Consider the following 15,184-nt stretch of genomic DNA (forward strand, 5'->3'; position numbering starts at 1 on the left):
AACTCACTAAAAACACAAAGAGCCAAGTTAGGTCACTTGGCTCAATGATAGTATTCCTATTGATTATGGTTCACAACTAAAAAGTTATAAATCTCTGATTTCAGGTTTGTATCGTCATTGCTTTTATCAAAACGTCTTTAGAGAACCAATGTGATCGGTTGTAAGTTACCGATAAAAAAGCTCACCCTTATCAACATCTAAGTAGATCTTGTTCTCTTGCTCCAAACCGCCGCAATAGATGAAGTAAACATTGCGCTTTTTGAACGTCACAGAACGAACCCAACCACCGAGCTCTTCAAAATCACTAGGATCACACGTTTCATCTTTCAGCAATTGCTGGGTTTTGTTTCGGAACATATCTAAATGCTCCTTCAAGTCGTCTGACTTTTGCAGATAACCATCCAAGATCTCTAATCGCTCTTGCTCTTTGATGACTGGCTCAGCGTCAGAGAGACCTTTCGAGTTGACCCATTCCGCTGTCTCTTCTCCACCATCTTCGTAAACGATGTAGTCAGATAGACGAAACCAACCCTCGACCTTTTCCAGCACAGACACTTTTTCGCCTTTGTAAAGCGCATCAACTATCAGAGACTTATCATCAGGCTTGTTGTAAACGTTAACGCGACGCTCGATAACGTAATATTCCGTGATTTCAGGAGCTGGCGCTTCTAAATCCATGATGGGTTTGGAAGCATCCCCTTTATCTAAAGGCGCCTTTTCCGTTTTAGCCGCAACAGGCTTTTCAGGTTCGTCTTTTTGCATGAAAAAGAAATAGTAACCAGCACCCGCGCCACCCAACAGAAGAAGAATCAACACTGCGATGAGAACTTTTTTCATGTTCTTTTCCTTTTTATTCTTTGTGCTTATCTCGCCATCTATACTGTTTAGAGATGGTTAACTTACGTGAGCAATCATGATCAACAAACACTATTGGATGCTGATACTTATCTTGTTCCCTTTGCTAGGGTTCGCCAATGTTCAATGTAATCCATCTTCTTGGAATGACAATCTTACCCAATTCAACCGTTTAGAGTCCAACTACAATCAGCATGTTAAGGTGTTCAACACCTTGTTAAGTGAACACAAGCAGCGCCAACTGCTTTCGCAAACTTTTTCCACAGATGAACTCAGTTTGTTATGGCGCGCTAAGTACAATCAAAACCTGTTCCAAAATCAGCTAAAAGCCTCGGTTCAGTACAAAGAAGAGTTAACGCAAAAAGCAAATGAGCTTATCAAGCTTAGTACCGAGTCGCAGTGGGCAGCCAATGGCTGGGAAAAGCTCGCTCAAAGTTGCAGAGATAATAATGAAACAGCGAACCAAATCAGTGCAGAATGGTATCGAGAAAACGCTCAACAACTGGCTAAAGACTATACGACCCTCTCCTCGCAATTTCTGGGATTGGCCCACCTTTATGACAAAGAAGCGAGTGCATTAAAATACGCCCAAGGCTCTCGCCATTAAACTGTTACAAAATGGGACTGTTCCCCTTAATGAAATTGATTAACCAATAACCAAACTAGCCATTTTATAGAGACATACGTCACAATAATGCTTTACTTACGCGCGTTTTTTGGTTAATTTACCCATTAACAAAATTTAATAAAAAGTCACATTTGGCTGGAGATGATGCTACAAAAATGGTTATCAATCGATTAAGTAACAGGGATTGTCCTAATGCTACCAAAGCCAAGTTTTTGTCAGTAGTTAGGCACGTAAAAGAGTTCGGTTCAATTAGCGATTTGGACCTATGTAAAATCTTCGGAGAAACAATTTGGAGTGATGGAAGGGAATACCATTCAGCCGCGTTCTCATTTAAGGTTGATAGACAAACTGGTGACTGTAAGATCTCACAGTACAAACACCAATAAGGCTTAAAAGTTTATGAAGCGGAGTTAGGAAACTGGCTCCGCTTTTTTGATTATGACAATCGTGAAGTCGTGGTCGGAGTAACCCTCGATTAATTGTGCATCTGGGCATAGCCATCGACAATAGCGCAACACCCCCACTTTGTTATGCGATTCTAGCATTCTCATGCTCGGCAGCTTTTCTTCATCGAGTAAGTTAAACACACAGCCTATTCGAGCCGCTCGATACATCTTCTCAATCATTTCAATCGTATGATTGGCATTGCTCGATTTGTAGTTTAATGAACCTGACGCGAACACATAATCACTTTGAGGAAGAACAAGCTTAGAAAAGTCGCCACAAATGAAATTAACAGGCGTTTTAAAGGCTCTCTTTCTGGCCTTTGTGATGAACTGCTTCTGCTGATCAATGCCGACATAGCGCGCTGGATATTGATTCTGGCTCTCAATATATTCAAGCAGATCACCAAAGCCACAGCCAATATCGAGAATACTAACTGCCTCTAAACAAAGGCTACGAGTCAGCGCTTCAAATCGGCTGATTTGGCTATATTCGTCCTGCCAACCCAGCGTACGCGCTTTATCATTACCAAATTGTTTGTAACGCTTGCGGTGGTAGTTGGCAATCTTCAATCTATCGAGCCACTTCATTTATCTCCCCTCTTGCTCACTACAGGCACAATGATCAAATTAAATGGGTAAACAGCCATTTCCTTTTACCTGCCGAATAGCAAGGTGTGTGTGGATGTCTTTGACGTTTTCTAACCTTTGCAACTTTCTCGTGAAGCTTTCGTATCCGGGAAGATCTTTACTGACCACTTCCAATAAATAATCGTAAGCGCCAGATACGACGTGACAAGAAATCACCTCATCCATATCGACGATTGCGGTTTCAAACTCATCGATTGACGACGCTTGGTGGTTATTCAAACTCACTTCAACGAACACCGTCATCGCAATACCTACTGCGCCACGTGAGATCATTGCTCGATATCCGCTGATAACCCCTTCTTGTTCAAGACGTTTTAAGCGCCTCGCACATGGTGAAGCAGAGAGCCCTACTTGGTCAGCAAGCTCCGCTGTCGTTAATGTGGCGTCTTTCTGTATGAGATGAAGTAACTGCCTATCAATTTTGTCCATGCCAACTCCCTTTGCCAAAAATCACTAAATTGAATTAATTGAACGCAGTTTAACACCAATACTGAAACAAAGTACGTCACATTTTGCCAACATGATGCGTCAGTTTCGTTCAATAATTACAGCGAACTTTACACATGGACGCGACAACGATGATTTTGGGATACGCTGCAATTTTAGTGACCGTACTGCTTTGGTCTGGTTTTTTCATTTCGCTCAAAGGTGGGGCAATTTCGGCACTACAACCTGCTGATATTGCTTTGGTGCGCTTTCTCGTTCCTAGCCTAATCTTGTTGCCTTTTGTAATGAAACATAAAGCCGCCCTAAAAGCCGTTCCCAACAAATACCTTACTGGTATTGTCTTGGGTAGCGGTTTACCTTATTTACTTGTAGCGGGCACTGCCATGCATTTCGCTCCCGTCGCGCATGGTAGCGCCTTAATACCTGGCACGTTGCCTTTGTTTGTTTCTGCCATTGCAGTCTTGTTCTATCAACAATCGCTGAGTCATCACCGCATTATTGGTCTTTCCACCGTACTGCTGGGTATTTTTGTGTTTCTGCTATCTAATATCGGGGAGGAATACAACTGGTCTCAACTTCAAGGGCACGCGATGTTTTTAGTTGGCAGCTTGATGTGGGCGGTTTTTACTATCAGCGCACGCGTAGCTAACCTCAACGCTTATGTATGCGCGGGTTTTGTCGCCACTGTCTCGTTACTTATGCTTATCATCGCAGTCGGGCTCGGTTGGATAGACAGTTATTTAGCGGTAACGCCTATCTCCAGTTGGCCTTGGGAGGAGCTGTTTAGCCATGCAATGTTACAAGGTGTCGGCGCTGGGCTTATCGCATCGTTTACGTTTATCTATGCCATAAAAATCATTGGCGCTGAAGCCAGCGCCGCATTTGGGTCTCTCACTCCCGTTGTCGCAACGTTGCTTGCCGTTCCAATCTTTGGCGAACAACCGGATTCGCTAACTTGGATCGCGTTAATTCTGGTCACTTGCGGTAGCGTGGTCGCTAGCCAAATCTTTATGAAGCATGAACTTACTCAAACTTATCGCCCACCACTTCACAGATAGCGATTAATTGACAAAAACTTTTATAAACCACACTTGATGAGTAAAACGGCGTTTTGGTAGCCTCTTTTCAATCAGAAATTGGAACCTCAGATCTTATGCCAGCAACTCATACGAAAGATGTACTGCATAAATTCCTCAAACCAGGGATGAAACTCTCGATTAACTTCGAATTTGGACCAAAAGATAAATTCAGCTACTCAACCGTTTATTTAGGAATAAAAGAAAATTCTTATTTGATCCTCGATATTCCGATGCGATTGCTCGAAGATCAAGTGATGAGAAAACTGCATAACGCCGATGTGATTGTGCGCGGCGTTTCCGACACAGAGCTTGGTCACGTGTTGGCTTTTAAATCCAGTGTACTAATGACAGCCGTTCGCCCCTCCCCTCTGCTCTTTATTCGCATACCCGGTACGTTTGCAACTAAGCCTGTTAGAGAGCACGAGCGTTACAAGCTACAAATGGACTGTACCATCGATCACAGCGGCAATATTTATGACGGCAGTTTGGTTGACTTTTCACTGGCAGGCGTCGGTGTTCAGACCTTTATTGAACCTGAGTTTAAGGTTGGAGACCGAGTTTCGGTGGTATCACCTCTTAGCATTCATATAGGAGAGGAAAATCCTTGCTTGATCGCCAATATAAAGAAGCAACCCAAAGGCTGGGTGATAGGCATTCGATTCGAGCAACCCATTACTATGACTGAAGATTTGAAAACCAAGTTGCTGGAACAGTCCTTTCTGACCAGCAACGTATGATTTAGTAAACTGAGGCGCATCAAGGCTATGATTGACTAAAGCGCGTTGCGGCAAAGCTGTTGAGTAACCGATGCACGGCATAAGTAACAAGCAAAGTGACCACGATGGCAAACAGTATGCTGGTGACTCGATACAAAGCACTAAAAATCAGATCACCATCGGGCGTGAGATACTGTCCGAATAAGATCCCTAAAGTAGTGAGGCCGCCAAAGCCTGCACCTGAACCACTGGATTCTTTCACATGCATGTAACTGAAGATCATCGCGCCAATCCAAAGTAACGGCACAATAAACAGCAAAGTATCTGACCAATCATACAAAATGAGCTGCCCGACGATACCAAAGGTCACGCCTAGCAATGTGCCCATCGCCCGTTTACGAGCGTAACCTAAGGCGCCATTCCAATGCATTGGAAACAGGAGCAACAAGGTTGTCGCCTGCGCTGACATGGAATCGTTCAAATCAAAGATCTGAAACACCAAAAAGGACATGGTTGCAATACTCGCCCCCATAAGAGCCTCATGTCGCATCCGATGGCTTTGTTTGGCTTGTGAAGGCTTTGGCGGCGGTTGACGAGGTTCCGCATCTGGAATCAAAAATGTCACCAAATACGCCACAATGATGGACAAAACGTTCGCCTGTAAGTTACTAAAAATAAGATCATTCAGATCCGTTGTCGGGTAACTAGCAAAGTGCAGCATGATACTCAAACTAAGCACACTGTTCGCGCCAAATAGAAACAAACTCCCTTTTGACATACAAGCAAACTTGTAAAGAAACAAGCCGAACGCAATCAAGGTCATCAACACCGGATGGCTACCAAACAAGCCCCCCAAAATGCCAACCTCTAGCCCACAAACAACAGCGGAGAAGATTAACTGTCTTGATGCATGCAAGTTCACTACTGGTACCATACCGAGCAAAAGCATGGGTGTTACGGTGAAAAACACACCGTAGTTCCAGCCAAACAGCTTACACAGTGTAAAGCCGATGGTTGCGCCAGTTGCTATGCGTAGGCATTGTCTGAAATCGTTCTCAGACATGGGGTGGTCCCATAATTTCATACCACCTCCCAATTAATAGATGTAATGCAAAGTACTCAAAAAACGAATTTGCAGACGAGCCAGCCAACCTGAAATCGTGCTATCAGGCAATAGTTGTACCGTCGCACGAGCACCCGCCGGGAAAGCTTGTGGCTGTTCGTTGATAGACAGATGCAATCTCAAACGCTGAGCATCCCTCACCCAGCGGTTGGAATCTGTTGGTGTCGCGAGGCGGCCGTCTGCATCAAATTGCCCCGAGCTTACCCCGGCATCCAAGCTGGTAATGCGGGCTTCAAAAACCTCTCCTGGCAAACTATCAAAGGCCACCAGTGCTCGACTATCTCGGTTAAAATGACGCAAACTTTTCTCGCGAAAGTCCGCAATAATATCAACTTGATCCGAAACCAGTGCGATAAGTGGCGTCCCCGCAGCAGCGTAAGCACCTGTCTCTAACTGCAAGTTCGTGATAACACCATCGTGCTCAGCACTCACTTGAGTGTAAGAAAGGTTAAGCTCAGCTTGTTTTAGCTGGTTCTGAGCAACACGCACGTTGACGTTAGCTTCGCCGAGCTCGCCGCGACTTACTTCTAGCTCTTTCAGGCGGGCTTTTGCTGCTAGCAAATTCGCTTTTGCCGCTGTTGCGCTACTCTGCGCATCATCTCGTTGTTGTTGAGACGTACCGTTTCGGCTGAACAATGTATTCAGTCGATTGGCTTCACGGATTTTTTGCTCAGCGACGATTTTACTCGCTTCCACATCCGCTTTGGCTGCCGTGATAGAGGCATCCAACTGCTCATTGTTTTGGATCACTTGTTGTAAGTTTAATTGCGCTTTTTCTACCGCTAACTTGTATGGCTGCGGATCGATTTGGAACAACAAGTCGCCTTTTTGAATTTCTTGGTTATTTGCCACATAAAGATGGGTGATTTGTCCATTAACACGGGGGGCGACCTTAGTTACCACTCGGGTAGCCATCGCTTGAGGAGTTAACGGCATTGCTAAATCAGCAACAAGAAAATAGGCAAAGACAAGGACAAACGCGACGCAAGAATATTTGATCCAACGCGCGAACTTTTGGTCTGGAGTCATAGGCGTTTACTTCTCTTTTTTATTAGGATTTCTGACTTTATTCGCCAAGTGAATCGAGCGCATTGTGAGCAATTTGCTCTAGGACCAAGCCCAATTTCTTTAGCTCTTGGTCATTGATTTCTGAGAGCAGTTTTCGACGAACCTGCAAGATGCGTTCTTCCATTTGTATCAACAGCTCTTTGCCTTCGTCCGTTAAGCTGACAATTCGTGCTCGCTTGTCATGCTCACAACAACGTCGCGTAATGAGCGATTGCTCTTCGAGTAGTTTTAGCGTGCGCATCAACGAGGCAAGCTCAATCTCAAGCGCTTCAGCAAGTTGCTTTTGACTGATGTTGTCGCCCATTCGATACAGCTTCCAAAGCGCCGTCCAGCGCGGGTAAGTTAGGTTTAGCGGTTCGAGCTCACGGTCGGCAACCATCTTCCATAAACGAGCGACACGAGACAGTTTTTCGGCAAGGGACAGATCTCTCAAAATGTTGATGTCTTGAATCATAAGATGCACTCTATTACTTAGCGTGCTAAGCAATATAATTTAGTTAGCACGCTAAGTAAATATTTTTGTGATTTAAATCACAATGAATTTTTGCGCATTTAAAAGGTTGCGAAGAATTAAGATCTTCAGATTGCAGGAAAGAAAAAGCCCAACTCAGAAAAGCTAAGTTGGGCTAGGTAAACAAAGAAACTACCGTAAATGTGGCAGCAGACTATGTCCGTTCAATCAAGAAGCGCTGCTTGAAGTCAACAAAAGCCTCGTGGAGTGCATTTTCTTTAATGGGTTTCAGCAAAACATAGTTCGCGCCTGCTTCCATAAATGCATCACTGGTTTCTTGCGCAGTGTCGGCGGTGCAGGCGTAAATTGGCGTCCCCAATTTCAAGTTTTGACGAATCTCTTTCGTGGTTTCGATGCCACCAAGATGCGGAAGTTGGTTATCCATCAAAATCAAATCATAAGAGTGGTCTTTTAAGAACTCCATGGCTTCTAGCCCATCCTTCGCCCAATCAACCTGCATCTTGTATTTGGTACAAAACGCTTTAAGAATAAAGGCGTTAGTATGGTTATCTTCCACCAGCAACACTTTCAGACTTTCATCAAACAACTCTGCAGGTTTTACACGTTGGCTCGAATCCAACGGAGCCAGAACTCGCTCACGATCTTTTACTGGCAGCGTAACAACAAATGTAGTTCCCTGCCCTTTTTGACTGCGAACTTGTACATCCCCGTCGAGCATATCGACCAAGTTTTTCACGATGGTCAAACCAAGGCCACTGCCACCGTATTCGCGAGTTGTGGTCGCTTCTTCTTGAACAAAAGGTTCGAACATTTCATCCAACTTGTCGGACTCAATACCGATACCCGTATCGCTGATTTCAACCACTAGCACACTATTGTCTGCGCCATAAAACTGCTCTAACTCGGCATGTAAACGCACGCAGCCCGATGGCGTGAACTTCACCGCGTTACTGACTAAATTAAACAGAATTTGATTCAGACGAACTTGGTCGGTGAAAATCTCTACATTGCCATCAAGCTGGTTTTCAATGACAAGTTCAACCCCTTTGTTTTTACAAATAGGGCGATAGATGTTTTCTAGCGTTCGCATGGTATCAGCGAAGGAGAAAGGATGTTTTTGGATATTGAACTTGCCTTGTTCAATCTTTGAGAAGTCCAAAATATCATTCAATACAGCAAGTAAGTGCTCACCACTGTGGCGAAGAACATCGATTTGGTTCTTCTGCTCTTCCGCTTCCACGGAATCTTTGAGTAGCTGCGCAACACCCAAAATACCATTAATTGGTGTGCGAATTTCATGGCTCATTTTAGCCAAGAAGTCAGCTCGCGCTTGCGCGGACTTTTCGGCTTCTCTGCGTGCTAAGTTACTTTGCTTTTCAGCTTCGATCAGCGTTGTAATATCTTGCCCTTGGACAATGATGCCGCTGATATCACCATCGACACGAATTGGCGATAAGTTCCAACGAAAGACTTTGTCACCAATCGGCACATTCACTCCCGTCAGTGTCGCGCCCTGCGCTGCCATTCTTAAATGTGGTACCAGTTTGTCTTTGAATCCTTTAAATACAGGATGCATGGTTTCGATGTCATTTTCGATCACCAGTTCTTTGCGAGCTGCGGGGTTGATTTGGATCAGCACGCCCGCTTCTGACCACACCATGATTGGCGATAACGCGAAGTTAAACAGGTCTCGAAACGATCGCTTCTGAGCTTCTAATTCTTCAAACGTGCTTTCTAGGGTCGAACCAATGTGGTCAAACTCTTCAATATCCGACCCACCAAAACGCTCAAAGCCTTTTTCTTCCCGAGCAGAACGCGTGTAAGACATGAGCGAACCCAGCTCTTCCACAACTCGGTTTTCAATCCACTCTTTGGTCATCAGCGCAATCATAATCATGCCAATAACAGACGCTAACATCGCCAAAAAATGTTGAATTTGCAGCGTAACAACACTCTGGTTGTCTTGCACGGTAAGTAACTTCAAGTTGGTGATGGCCGCGTTCACTTCAATCGGCGTTTGGATGATCAATAACTGGTCTAACTTCTTCTGGGTCTCTTTGCGTTTCAACACATCGAAGATTTTGTATGACTCATCCCCTGCTAGTGAACTTGCTACAGGAATGTCGTTCGCCACCAGCACAACATTGTCGACGTTGCCTTCGTTTTTTAACTTCTCCATCAAGGCGAAGTTATTATCCAAGACGACCGCATTGTACGAATACCCCATCACTTCGCCCGTTTTCGGCTCTAACACAGGAACACGGCGTAGCAACAAGTGACGAGCCCCCATTGACGTGATTGACGTGACGTAATACCAATTATTACTGAACGTGACTTTGCTAGTCAGGCCGTCCAGCATTGAATCGTTGATACCATAAAAATGCGCGTTCCCATCGTCCCAAATAATACCTTGATGGTCGGTGAGAAAACGAAATTCAGGTGTGTGCGAAGGATCACTCTGATCAATGCTGAGAAAGAAGTAATTTAAGGCTTCTTCATTTCGCTCTGAGTAAAAATCCAAAATCACATCACTTTTCGAATTGCTGTCGTGATGGATCTGAATCGCTGCAAAATGACTTTCAAAAATGTTCAGAATCAACGCAGACGTTTGCTGCTTGGTTCGGTCGACCTCCTGCCAAATGATCTGTTTGGAGAAGTAATAACTCTGAACGAAAATGCCTAAAATGATCGGAGCAAGAACGAGAATAATAATTTTAGTTATAAGCGTCGACAGCGAGCGACGCTTTTTTAGCTTTGATGTAATTGTCATCAATTGTCTGAGTATCTAAATGCACGTTTTCTGAGAGCTTCAATTCGCTCAGGGGAATCTGATTTGGTCACAACTTCGAAGTCCCCAGAGTACACCGTTGGTACAGGTTTACCTTCCAAATCCCATTTAATCGCCTCTGCCATAGCAATGCCAGTATCATCATTCATACGCATGACGGTGATATCTAACTCCCCTTTTAAGATAGCGTCTAGCTCAGCAGAACCACCGCCCCAGCCATTAATCATAACGTCTTCACGGCCAAGTTCAGACAGTGCTTCGACGGCACCTAACGCAACGTCGGTAGAACAAGCATAAATGAACTCGACATCTGGGTACTTTTTCAAGCTGGCTTTTGCTGCTTCATACCCGGACTGTTTTGTCGCTTTTGTATAGTAAGCAGATTGTAGTTCAAACTGACTGTCTTGGTTCACTTGGTGAATGAATGTGTTACCACGGATATCGCTAATGTAGCCTTCAGAGAAGTACAAAACGCTGTAATGGGTATTTTTCGGGAACTGCTTGCCAAACTCCACAGCGAGTTCGCGACTGCCTTCAGCGTGATCGAAACCGACGTACATAAAAGGCTGTCGAGTTTCCCATTCACGGACTGGCGTCGTGATATTTTGCAGGATAAGTTTGGTTTTGGTGGAATCTAAAACGTGTTCGACAAACTTACGATGTCGGGTCGTATCGAGTGTAAAAATTAAGTAGTCAGAATTGCTTTTCAGTGCTTCCATCAAAGAAAGGCTTTGTTGTTTGATATCGGCGTTTGGTCGCGTAAACACTTGATTGATCTGGTAATCAATATTGAGTTTATCTAAGCGCTTCTCAAACGCGTCGATGTTTCTTATCCAGTAATCGGAAATCTGCTGCCCTGGATAAACAACGGAGATTTTTAATGGGTGTCTTTTTTCAGGGGCAATAGGCACAGGATCGTCTCTCACGGCCGCAGCCAGAGCATCCGTTAAGTGTTTCTGTTCTGGAAATTCATTTAAGAATTCTTGATACGCCCAGTAGCCGTTAAGAACCTGAGAGGCTTGTGAAGCCGGAGACATGCCGGCAATTGAAATCAGGGACAATACTAACGCTTTATTCATTTATTGCTCTTTTAGCTTTTTTTATTGAGCCTACTTCAGCTCTGTTTTTGACCTAGCCGAGTCATCCTTTACTCTTGTAATCTACCTTCCACTGAGTGTTTGTTTCAATAGTAAATTTGTCTACTTGGAACAGAACATCGGGCCATTATGCGTCAGAATAGCCATACATGATATACCCAAAGTCCATATGGTATTCTGCTTTTATCTCAAGAAGCTCGGATGTATCGGGCTCGGCCGTATTAGTCGGCTGTATCAATAAATATAAATAAGCCGCCAATGTTGGCGGCTTATAAAAGACAATTGAAATTTAAGAATCCGAAAAACAGGCACTCAAACGGTCACGATGAACCGTTAACTTTGAGAGCAAGACTCAAACATCACTTGCTGATTGTCATCCACGGCAATCAAAGCTTTGAGTTCAACCAACTGCTCTTTCTTGCTCTTGGTTAGTTGTTTGATGAAATACTCAGCGCGCATTGCTGTTACTTTTGAGTCGAAGCTAGTCGACCACTCTAAAACAAGAGGCCCTTTACCCTTGAGCGCTTTTGCGCCTTTGCCAAGTTGGTGCTGTTTAAATCGCCTTTCGATGTCATTGGTAACACCGCAATACAGTGCATTACGGTTATTGCGGATCAGATAAACGCTCCAGTGCTGCTCAACGCTTTCACTCATGAAAGTAGAGATTCTACCTGCGCTTTCAATGCATCGAGTTCTTCTCTTAACTCGGCAACTTCTTGCTCTAACTGAGCGACACGTTCTGAGCTTGATGAAGTAGCTGGAACTGCCGCAGCCATTGCTGACACATCGACTTCACCACAGAACAAGTGCATGTAACGAGATTCACGCTTACCAGCTTCACGAGGTAACTTCACCACAAGCGGACCTTTCTCTTCGCTGGCAAGATGCTCAAGTACAGCTTCTACTTCTTTTACATCGTGGAAAGTGGCAAGGCGGTTAGTTCGAGTGCGGATCTCGCCTGGCGTTTGCGCTCCGCGCAGTAACATGCAACAGATGATGCCCTTCTCTTGCTCCGACAATTTAAGATCGCCAAACTCGGTGTTGCAAAAACGATGTTGGTACTTGCTAACACGGCTATTGAAAGCGCTCTCATCGCTGACAAGTCGACGCTCAATCAACGCATCAACAGCATCAAGGACGTCAGATTCTGACAATGCCATCACAGGCTCACGGTTGCTTTTTTGGTTACATGCGTTGGTCAACGCGTTCAAACTGAGGGGATATTGGTCGGGGGTGGTCACTTCTTTTTCAATCAAGCAACCAATTACTCGTGCTTCAATTGCCGTTAGCTCAACTTTCATAATGCATTTCCTTATTATTTTTGCATTTGAATTTATACCTAAACTGCATCTAAGTCTTTTGTGTCTACTTTGCACCGTCGATTCAAAACGCTGCACGACTTGAAGCTGTTTAGGTATAGGTGTCAGGCTAAAGCATAGCGCAAAGACCTGGCACCCATCGCGAATCGGGGTCGGTCTCAATGCTCCGAGAGAATCGGCACTTTTCTCATATTGCCGTCTTCATCAATCATCATGATTTTCGAACGATTCAGTTCGACTTCCGTGATTTCAAGTTGGCTTCTCTCTTCAATGTACGCCGCTTTTAACTTTTCAGCCAAAGAGCTGGTGACTTTCTCATTCTCTTGACTGTCGGCTTGCTCCGCAGTGTTACCAGAGTCCATATCAAGTTTCATCATTTTTCATTTAATGACGCTGATGATATAGCGAAGGTCTCGCCATGACAACGTATCGATTTGTTCATAAATGCAAAATGCTATCCACTTATCGACAATAACCGTCGCAGAAAGACGCATCCGTATCCCCTCAATAACCCGTTCATGGTGCAAATTTTTTCATCTTCGCTCCCCTCTAGTGACCCGACCAAAGGGCAGTTTGTCAGCGAGATATGAGAATTGGTTGAGATTTGGTCAACTCTGCATTGTGATTGATCTAAAGACTGTTATGCCACGGGATGTTGTGCTTTAATCGAGGCAGATATTCACAAATTAGGAAAGGGAACCATGAGTAGCGTATTTGAAATCGTTAACCAAGCTCGTCGTAAAAACAAACTAAAACGTGAGCTACTTGATAACGAAAAGAAAGTTCGTGATAACCGTAAACGTGTAGACCTTCTAGAAAACCTACTAGACTACATCAAACCAGAAATGTCTCACGATGAAATCGTCGCTATCATCAAAAACATGAAAGCTGACTACGAAGACCGCGTTGATGATCACATCATCAAAAGTGCAGAGATTTCTAAAGCACGTCGTGACATCAGCCGTCGCATTCGCGAACTGACTGAAGAAGACAAGCAAACTAGCGGCAAAAAATAAGCCCGATTAGTTCAAGTTTCAAACCCCGAGTGAGCATTCCTTACTCGGGGTTTCTTTTTGTCACTTTGTAGTCCAGTGTGTACAATAAAACCATTCTCGAATCCCAACACACTCTAATTTCTATGCCTTCAACTTCTACTAAAGCACAACCTACGTTAGCAAAACAACTGTTTACGATGACATGGCCAATGCTGTTTGGTGTGTTGTCTTTAATGAGTTTTCAACTTGTCGACAGTGCATTTATCGGTCAGCTTGGCGTTTTACCGCTTGCCGCTCAAGGTTTCACCCTACCGCTTCAAATGGTCATTATCGGCATTCAAGTAGGCTTAGGCATCGCGACTACCGCAGTGATCTCTAAAGCCTTGGGTGCGAATGATGCTCGCTATGCCAAACAACTTGGCGGATTGGTCTTAATGATTGGTTCAATCGGTGTTGCGGTATTCGGCCTCTTAATTTGGCTGCTGCGTTACCCGATTTTATCTCTGCTCAGCGCGCCAGAAACTGTTATGCCTATCATAGATAGTTACTGGCCTTGGTGGCTGCTGAGCTCATGGGCTGGTGCAGTCCTTTATTTTTACTACAGTATTTGTCGTGCCAATGGCAACACTATGCTTCCGGGCACGATGATGATGGTGACAAGTGGTGTGAACTTGGTATTAGACCCGCTGTTCATTTTCACGCTCGATCTCGGCATTAATGGTGCAGCGTTGGCAACCTTAGTTGCATTTGGATTTGGTATCCTTGTCGTTGCGCCAAGAGTGAAGCGCAACCACTGGGCTACAACGCAATGGCAAGATCTGAATGTGATGAAAAGCGTCTCTTCGATAGGTAACATCATGGGGCCAGCCATGGTCAGTCAATTGCTACCGCCGCTCTCTTCAATGTTAGCGACCAAGTTGCTTGCCAGCTTTGGAACTGCCGCAGTCGCTGCTTGGGCGCTAGGTTCGCGTTACGAGTTTTTTGCCATTGTGTCTGTATTGGCACTGACCATGTCGATGCCCCCAATGGTGGGGCGCTTGTTAGGCGCAAAGAACTATCGAGACATTCAATCTCTGGTTGGAATAGCGGTTAAGTTCATTCTTGGCTTCCAGTTTTTGATTGCGGCGATTACCTTCTTGCTTGCAAACCCGCTCGCGTTGTTAATGACAAGTGATACCCAAGTAGAACAAGTGCTCCACATGCATCTAATGATTGTGCCGATAAGTTTGGGCTCTCTTGGCGTTTGTATGCTGATGGTGTCGATTTGCAATGCGCTAGGGAAATCGTACACAGCATTAACCATTTCGGCATTGCGCTTGTTTGTTTTCTTCCTACCTTGCCTATGGCTGGGTGCGCAACTGGGCGGTATCAGAGGTCTGCTGTTTGGTGCGTGTGTGGGTAATATTATGGCGGGTATTTCTGCTTACCTTACTTACCGTAAAACCATACACAAACTTGCGATAAAGCAAGCTACAGCCTAAGTTTTAGTATTAACAAAGAAGC

Annotated in this window: 17 protein-coding genes; 6 read left to right on the plus strand and 11 right to left on the minus strand. The window is 44.6% G+C overall.

Features of this window, described 5'->3' with window-relative positions:
* Window positions 1-165: 165 nt before the first annotated feature.
* Window positions 166-837, minus strand: coding sequence for an SH3 domain-containing protein (locus tag DYB02_RS17635; RefSeq protein WP_025442598.1), 672 nt, complete (start codon window positions 835-837; stop codon window positions 166-168).
* Window positions 838-913: 76 nt separating this feature from the next.
* On the opposite strand from DYB02_RS17635, the gene DYB02_RS17640 reads away from it, so the two are divergent.
* Together DYB02_RS17640 and DYB02_RS26135 are read left to right on the plus strand one after the other, a co-directional pair.
* Window positions 914-1,462 carry a hypothetical protein gene (locus DYB02_RS17640; protein ID WP_029803889.1) on the plus strand — a complete coding sequence of 183 codons (549 nt, stop codon included), beginning with the start codon at window positions 914-916 and terminating at the stop codon, window positions 1,460-1,462.
* 176 nt (window positions 1,463-1,638) lie between these two features.
* Window positions 1,639-1,869, plus strand: a complete 231-nt coding sequence (locus DYB02_RS26135) for a hypothetical protein (RefSeq protein ID WP_025621960.1) — start codon at window positions 1,639-1,641, stop codon at window positions 1,867-1,869.
* A gap of 24 nt (window positions 1,870-1,893) precedes the next feature.
* On the opposite strand, the gene DYB02_RS17650 is transcribed toward DYB02_RS26135, so the two are convergent.
* The gene (locus DYB02_RS17650) at window positions 1,894-2,517 is read right to left on the minus strand and encodes a class I SAM-dependent methyltransferase (protein ID WP_029803887.1); all 624 of its coding nucleotides are present in this window, start codon (window positions 2,515-2,517) and stop codon (window positions 1,894-1,896) included.
* Between the two features lie 39 nt (window positions 2,518-2,556).
* Window positions 2,557-3,006, minus strand: coding sequence for an Lrp/AsnC family transcriptional regulator (locus DYB02_RS17655; RefSeq protein ID WP_005485150.1), 450 nt, complete (start codon window positions 3,004-3,006; stop codon window positions 2,557-2,559).
* Between the two features lie 149 nt (window positions 3,007-3,155).
* On the opposite strand from DYB02_RS17655, the gene DYB02_RS17660 reads away from it, so the two are divergent.
* Together DYB02_RS17660 and DYB02_RS17665 are read left to right on the plus strand one after the other, a co-directional pair.
* A complete protein-coding gene (locus tag DYB02_RS17660; RefSeq protein WP_029803885.1) occupies window positions 3,156-4,082 on the plus strand; it encodes a DMT family transporter in 927 nt (308 codons plus the stop codon).
* 95 nt (window positions 4,083-4,177) lie between these two features.
* Window positions 4,178-4,840: a flagellar brake protein gene (locus DYB02_RS17665; protein ID WP_005499292.1), complete on the plus strand. Its 663-nt coding sequence runs from the start codon at window positions 4,178-4,180 to the stop codon at window positions 4,838-4,840.
* A 25-nt stretch (window positions 4,841-4,865) separates the two neighbouring features.
* Here DYB02_RS17665 and DYB02_RS17670 read toward each other — a convergent pair whose 3' ends face one another.
* The 8 genes from DYB02_RS17670 to DYB02_RS17705 all read right to left on the minus strand — a co-directional run bounded on the left by DYB02_RS17670 (window position 4,866) and on the right by DYB02_RS17705 (window position 13,060).
* Complete coding sequence (locus DYB02_RS17670) at window positions 4,866-5,903, minus strand: DUF2955 domain-containing protein (protein WP_029803884.1); 1,038 nt, start codon at window positions 5,901-5,903, stop codon at window positions 4,866-4,868.
* 12 nt (window positions 5,904-5,915) lie between these two features.
* Entirely contained in the window at window positions 5,916-6,971 is a 1,056-nt protein-coding gene (locus DYB02_RS17675; RefSeq protein WP_015313427.1) for an HlyD family secretion protein, read from the minus strand.
* 37 nt (window positions 6,972-7,008) lie between these two features.
* Window positions 7,009-7,464, minus strand: coding sequence for a MarR family transcriptional regulator (locus DYB02_RS17680; RefSeq protein ID WP_025525184.1), 456 nt, complete (start codon window positions 7,462-7,464; stop codon window positions 7,009-7,011).
* Between the two features lie 211 nt (window positions 7,465-7,675).
* Window positions 7,676-10,252, minus strand: coding sequence for a quorum-sensing autoinducer 2 sensor kinase/phosphatase LuxQ (gene luxQ / locus DYB02_RS17685; protein WP_025521028.1), 2,577 nt, complete (start codon window positions 10,250-10,252; stop codon window positions 7,676-7,678).
* Complete coding sequence (locus DYB02_RS17690) at window positions 10,252-11,349, minus strand: autoinducer 2-binding periplasmic protein LuxP (protein ID WP_005463467.1); 1,098 nt, start codon at window positions 11,347-11,349, stop codon at window positions 10,252-10,254. The genes luxQ and DYB02_RS17690 overlap by 1 nt, the downstream gene beginning before the upstream one ends.
* A gap of 351 nt (window positions 11,350-11,700) precedes the next feature.
* The gene (locus DYB02_RS17695; protein ID WP_005463466.1) at window positions 11,701-12,021 is read right to left on the minus strand and encodes a GIY-YIG nuclease family protein; all 321 of its coding nucleotides are present in this window, start codon (window positions 12,019-12,021) and stop codon (window positions 11,701-11,703) included.
* On the minus strand, window positions 12,018-12,668 hold the full coding sequence (locus DYB02_RS17700) for a YceH family protein (RefSeq protein WP_017447360.1): 651 nt from the start codon (window positions 12,666-12,668) through the stop codon (window positions 12,018-12,020). The genes DYB02_RS17695 and DYB02_RS17700 overlap by 4 nt, the downstream gene beginning before the upstream one ends.
* A gap of 176 nt (window positions 12,669-12,844) precedes the next feature.
* Window positions 12,845-13,060 (minus strand): hypothetical protein, encoded by a 216-nt coding sequence (locus DYB02_RS17705; protein WP_005477197.1) that lies wholly within the window; start codon window positions 13,058-13,060, stop codon window positions 12,845-12,847.
* Between the two features lie 327 nt (window positions 13,061-13,387).
* Here DYB02_RS17705 and DYB02_RS17715 point away from each other — a divergent pair, with 327 nt between their 5' ends.
* Entirely contained in the window at window positions 13,388-13,702 is a 315-nt protein-coding gene (locus tag DYB02_RS17715) for a DUF496 family protein (protein ID WP_005453573.1), read from the plus strand.
* Window positions 13,703-13,824: 122 nt separating this feature from the next.
* Window positions 13,825-15,162, plus strand: coding sequence for an MATE family efflux transporter (locus DYB02_RS17720; protein ID WP_029803881.1), 1,338 nt, complete (start codon window positions 13,825-13,827; stop codon window positions 15,160-15,162).
* Window positions 15,163-15,184 lie beyond the last annotated feature (22 nt).

This window comes from Vibrio parahaemolyticus, from assembly GCF_900460535.1.
Classification (GTDB): Bacteria; Pseudomonadota; Gammaproteobacteria; order Enterobacterales; family Vibrionaceae; genus Vibrio; species Vibrio parahaemolyticus.

Bases quoted from the DNA above. Each gene is read 5' to 3' on its own strand.
- DYB02_RS17635 (WP_025442598.1), bottom strand. From the start codon at position 837: ATGAAAAAAGTTCTCATCGCAGTGTTGATTCTTCTTCTGTTGGGTGGC.
- DYB02_RS17705 (WP_005477197.1), bottom strand. From the start codon at position 13,060: ATGAAACTTGATATGGACTCTGGTAACACTGCGGAGCAAGCCGACAGT.
- DYB02_RS17660 (WP_029803885.1), top strand. From the start codon at position 3,156: ATGATTTTGGGATACGCTGCAATTTTAGTGACCGTACTGCTTTGGTCT.
- DYB02_RS17665 (WP_005499292.1), top strand. From the start codon at position 4,178: ATGCCAGCAACTCATACGAAAGATGTACTGCATAAATTCCTCAAACCA.
- DYB02_RS17680 (WP_025525184.1), bottom strand. From the start codon at position 7,464: ATGATTCAAGACATCAACATTTTGAGAGATCTGTCCCTTGCCGAAAAA.
- DYB02_RS17715 (WP_005453573.1), top strand. From the start codon at position 13,388: ATGAGTAGCGTATTTGAAATCGTTAACCAAGCTCGTCGTAAAAACAAA.
- DYB02_RS17690 (WP_005463467.1), bottom strand. From the start codon at position 11,349: ATGAATAAAGCGTTAGTATTGTCCCTGATTTCAATTGCCGGCATGTCT.
- DYB02_RS17700 (WP_017447360.1), bottom strand. From the start codon at position 12,668: ATGAAAGTTGAGCTAACGGCAATTGAAGCACGAGTAATTGGTTGCTTG.
- DYB02_RS17695 (WP_005463466.1), bottom strand. From the start codon at position 12,021: ATGAGTGAAAGCGTTGAGCAGCACTGGAGCGTTTATCTGATCCGCAAT.
- DYB02_RS17655 (WP_005485150.1), bottom strand. From the start codon at position 3,006: ATGGACAAAATTGATAGGCAGTTACTTCATCTCATACAGAAAGACGCC.
- DYB02_RS26135 (WP_025621960.1), top strand. From the start codon at position 1,639: ATGGTTATCAATCGATTAAGTAACAGGGATTGTCCTAATGCTACCAAA.
- luxQ (WP_025521028.1), bottom strand. From the start codon at position 10,252: ATGACAATTACATCAAAGCTAAAAAAGCGTCGCTCGCTGTCGACGCTT.
- DYB02_RS17640 (WP_029803889.1), top strand. From the start codon at position 914: ATGATCAACAAACACTATTGGATGCTGATACTTATCTTGTTCCCTTTG.
- DYB02_RS17675 (WP_015313427.1), bottom strand. From the start codon at position 6,971: ATGACTCCAGACCAAAAGTTCGCGCGTTGGATCAAATATTCTTGCGTC.
- DYB02_RS17720 (WP_029803881.1), top strand. From the start codon at position 13,825: ATGCCTTCAACTTCTACTAAAGCACAACCTACGTTAGCAAAACAACTG.
- DYB02_RS17650 (WP_029803887.1), bottom strand. From the start codon at position 2,517: ATGAAGTGGCTCGATAGATTGAAGATTGCCAACTACCACCGCAAGCGT.
- DYB02_RS17670 (WP_029803884.1), bottom strand. From the start codon at position 5,903: ATGAAATTATGGGACCACCCCATGTCTGAGAACGATTTCAGACAATGC.